This is a genomic window from Pseudoalteromonas sp. SR41-4, from assembly GCF_014163985.1.
Taxonomy (GTDB): domain Bacteria; phylum Pseudomonadota; class Gammaproteobacteria; order Enterobacterales; family Alteromonadaceae; genus Pseudoalteromonas; species Pseudoalteromonas rhizosphaerae.
This window is the reverse complement of the sequence record NZ_JACJEI010000067.1, coordinates 1-4,457: the sequence shown is the minus strand read 5'-3', so window position 1 is coordinate 4,457 and position 4,457 is coordinate 1. Positions and strand designations below refer to the sequence as shown.

Below are 4,457 nucleotides of genomic sequence, written 5' to 3'. Positions count from 1 at the left end.
TAGGTTCTAGGTTCTAGGTTCTAGGTTCTAGGTTCTAGGTTCTACAAAGCTAAACTTTTACCTTGAACCTTTCAACTTTAATCTTATTTCCAGCTTTTCATCTTGTGCCCTTTTACAGCATAGAAAAGGATGAATAAATAACAAGGTAACATTACGATATAAGCGCCCTGCTGAGCCTCGGCAGAATCCACACCACCGCTTGCTAGACCCCAAAATAGTGGTCCAAACGCACCACCGGCGATACCCATTACAAGCAGACCAGAACCAACACTGGTTAATTTACCTAACCCAGACAACGCTAACGGCCATACCGCAGGCCATACAATAGCATTCGCAAATCCTAACACAGCTATCATCAATAGTGTATCTGGTAATTGTACCTCTAAACCAAGCGCTGTTGCGACAACCACTGAACTAGTATCGCTAAATACCACGGCAAGAGTTAGTACGCAGCCTAAAATAGCAGACAAACTCAATGCAGTTTGCTGCGAAATAACACGTGGTATAAGTGCAATACCTAAGATATAACCCAGCACCATACAAGCCATCGTATAAGAGGTCATGACACTATATTTTTCAACACCTAGCGATAACGCAAAAGTACCAATGGTATCGCCTGCAATCACCTCCACGGCTACATAAACGAACAAAGCAAGCACACCTAGTGCAAGACTTGGATGGGAAAGCGCTTCTTTTACTTGCCCTTTAGCACCTTGCTCCTCATCATCAACAAGCTCTGGTAATGGCATCTTTGTCACGGCAAATGCCAGTGCACCAATAAATAGCGCTAACCCTAAATAAGGGTAAATTAAACTATTCGCCATTGAATCAATTTCAGCTTGTGATAAATCTTTACCAACGAGGCCAGTAAAGTCACTTAAAATTAATGCTGTAAAAACGATTGGCGCAATCACGCCTGCGCCTTTATTTAATATCCCCATGATACTAACACGTGCAGCAGCTGACTCTTCAGGCCCAATCCTAACAACATACGGATTTACTGCTGTTTGCAACAAGGTTTGACCAGCCCCCATAACCAACTGCGCAAACAAAAACAAAGCAAACACTTGAGTTTTTGCAGCTGGAATAAATAACAAACCTGCCACCATCATGGTTGCCATACCGAGTGCCATACCATTTTTATAACCAACTTTACGAATGATCATTGCCGATGGCACTGCAGTAAAAGTAACAGCTATATAAAACGAGAATAAAATCAGTGACGCTTGAAATGGACTAAGCTGTAATACTTGTTTTAAGTATGGCATTAGTGAACCGTTCAACCAGGTTGCAAAACCTAGGATGAAGAATAAAGTGGCAACAATGGCCATGGGTATAAAGTTACTTTGTTTGTTTATTTTTGACACAGTGGCTTCCATAAAACTTCTTCTTGTTGCGAGCTATCGTTGTAATTATTTATTGCAATTAAGTTCAAAAAAACTTAAATCGACGATTAGCGTTGCTGTACTTTATAACACTTTGGCGACATTTAAATGACAATGTCGAAACAAAAATGACAGCGCTGCCATAAAACTTTACGTTAATTACAGCCATATTACTAGTAACAATTTATTTTACAACGGCACAAAAAAGGGCCTTTATGGCCCTTTCAAAACGTAATTAGTTACTAATATATTAATTTATATGAGTAATTCTGCTCTTCAGTTTACTATTTAAGCTACTACGTAATGCCACAGACTGCTGTTCAGAAACACTGATCGGAGCTGTATATTGCTGCCAACTCGCGCCATTATCTAAACTATACTCGGTATTTAAATATGCAAATGGCGTATTAATCTCAAGCTTACCATTGTTGATCACACCTCCAGGTACAGGTAAATTCAAAGTTACACCTGCATTTGCCAACTTTGTAAGCTCTTTCAAACCAACTGCAGCAGAAAATTGCGCCCAGTCTTTTTCTTGGCTTTTACGATCAACCTGCTCGCCTTCCCATGGTGCTTTATGCCATGCACGCTCAGCAACAGACAGAATTCGCGGGAATATCATTGCCAATACTTGATCTTCGGTTCGAATAGTTTCAGACCAAACTTGTCCTTGCATACCTAAGATGTTTTCTGGCTTTTCTAATTTTGGTAGTGGACGACCAACTAAAGCTTCAAGGTTATCTATCGGCTCCCGTGTTCGGGTGTAATCGGCATTGGCATACACATCGTCTGGCATATAATTAAATGCTTTTTTAGTATCGGTATAGCGAGTTGCCCAATAATATCCACGTTCTTCTGGGTGAGCTTCATAAGGATGGTCAAAGTATAAGTGTGTACCATGCGATAATATAACTTGATAACCTGCATTGGCAAGGCGGTAAGCTCTATCTGCAACACCCCACTCCCAAATATTGTCCCAGACGTTTGCTGTAAAGGTTTTATTTGGAAATTCATCGCGCTTAAACGGGTTAGTGCGGTCATACATTAAACCATCTTCCCATGCACCTGGCGAAATACCGCGCTTTTCAAGTAACTTGGCCACACGTTGTGTAAAGTAAGGTTTTAGATCTGCGGCACCGGCAACCCCATTATTGGGGTCGGCAAACATTGCTTGGCATATTGGCGAGCCAACCCATGAACCGGCACCCACTTCATCGCCACCAAAGTGTAGGTTAGTCAATTGCACACCGGCTTCGCGGTACATTTGTTGTAATTCGTAGGTAACCTTATCTAAAAAAGCATAGGTTGAATCCATGCATACGTTCATCGAGTTATCTTTGTAGTTTTGCACCGTCATATATACCGAGGTGTCTTTTGGATCGCTCAATAAATATTGTGTCGCTGCACTAATATCGACTTGCTGCGTTTCTTTTCCTGGATTCTTTTTATTAATAAGGTTACTTTTAGCTGTTTTTTGAGCTTCATCAGCAAGCTTATGATAACGCGCTTCCATTGCTTTGATTGATGCTCGAGCATGCCCCGGCCCTTCAATTTCAGGAATGATTTGAATATGGCGGTCTTTAGCAAATGTTAGTAATTCAATAAACTCGCTACGGGTTAAGTAACCATTACCTGAGCCCGATTTAAATGGCCCGGTTCCTAGCTGTGTTAACAGACATTCTTTTTCTTCAAGGTCAAAACAGCGATAACCACCAATATCAGTTAGCTCTGGTAATCCTGGAATTTCTAAGCGCCAACCTTCATCTTCTGAAAAGTGCCAATGTAGTTTATTCATTTTATAACGCGCCATTTGCTCAACCAATTTGAACATAGCGTCTTTGCCGTGGTAATTGCGGCCATTATCATAGTGCATGCCACGCCAGGTATAACGAGGGCTGTCTTCAATCTCAAGTTGTGGAATGTCTACAGTACCTTGGCTATTTGCCGGGAGTAGATTAAGTAAGCTCTGCATGGCATAGAAGACACCGGCATTATCACTCCCAACAATTTCAATACGATCGTCATCTATTTCAAGAGTGTAACTTTCTGATTTACCACCGGCCAACTGTGGATTTACTTTTAAGCTGATCAGTTTTTCTTTTGCTAGTTTGATGTGATCTGGCTGGGCTTTTAAGGTCAGGCCATAGTCATCTTGCAAATCTTGCATAAACACCATGACTTCGTTCTTTAACTGACCTTGGAAAGTGATCTGCCAGCTGCTATCAAGTGTTGCAGTACCGCGATTAAACTCTACTTTTTGTGGCTTTGGAATGATCCGCTTTAATGCGTCTTGTTGCGATACTTGACTTGTCGTTTGTTGATTACGCTCAAAACGCACTTTTGGGGTGACTAATACCGTTAAATCTTTTGGCTCGTTATAACGACGCAGTTGATTTTCACGCTCGAACGGTGCAACAAACTGGGTCATATCTTCGCTGTCAGTATTTGCAAAAATAGCCGGTTTATTATCACCAGATACAAAAAAAGCACGTGGCATAAAATCAGAATAAGCAACCACCCAAACTTGAGCGTCAAACTCAAGTACTAAGCTTTTACCTGAAGCTAACCCTGTAAAGTTTTTAGTTGGGGTAATGCGATGTAAATCACCATTTACGTGTTCAATATTTAAACCCGCAACTAGCTCAGTACTGATCTTACGAACTGAGTGAATATACAACTGCCAGTCACTTTCACCTGCAGGAAGTGCAACATCAGATTGGTTGTTTAGTGTAATAGTTCCTAAAAAACCAGCGTCTTTATTATGAAAGTTATCTACCACAGCAAATGTCAGAGTGGTCTCTTTGGCAAAGTTATTCACATCAGTTTGCGAAAACTGCGCCTGTGCCATTAATGGCATTATCGCGATCAAACTCGCTAAAGTTCGCTTTTTAAAATCCATTGCTCTCTCCTCGTTGTATACCCTAAGACTACGCATTTCCCCCCACGTAATCTGTTATTTATTATTATTTATTCACCACCATCATATAAAAGATAAAATGACAGCGCTATCATTAATTGAAAAAATAGGGAATAAGCAGTAAGCGGTAAGCGGTAAGCGGTAAGCGGTAAGCG

At 41.0% G+C, this 4,457-nt stretch carries 2 protein-coding genes; both read right to left on the bottom strand.

What is annotated here, in order from left to right; translation table 11 throughout:
- Positions 1-83: 83 nt before the first annotated feature.
- The gene (gene nagP / locus H5180_RS23235) at positions 84-1,379 is read right to left on the bottom strand and encodes an N-acetylglucosamine MFS transporter NagP (RefSeq protein WP_145236559.1); all 1,296 of its coding nucleotides are present in this window, start codon (positions 1,377-1,379) and stop codon (positions 84-86) included.
- 256 nt (positions 1,380-1,635) lie between these two features.
- Positions 1,636-4,284: a family 20 glycosylhydrolase gene (locus tag H5180_RS23230; protein WP_182759246.1), complete on the bottom strand. Its 2,649-nt coding sequence runs from the start codon at positions 4,282-4,284 to the stop codon at positions 1,636-1,638.
- Positions 4,285-4,457 lie beyond the last annotated feature (173 nt).

What these genes read in the sequence shown, in the direction of transcription:
- nagP (WP_145236559.1), bottom strand. Translation starts at nt 1,379, where the DNA reads ATGGAAGCCACTGTGTCAAAAATAAACAAACAAAGTAACTTTATACCC.
- H5180_RS23230 (WP_182759246.1), bottom strand. Translation starts at nt 4,284, where the DNA reads ATGGATTTTAAAAAGCGAACTTTAGCGAGTTTGATCGCGATAATGCCA.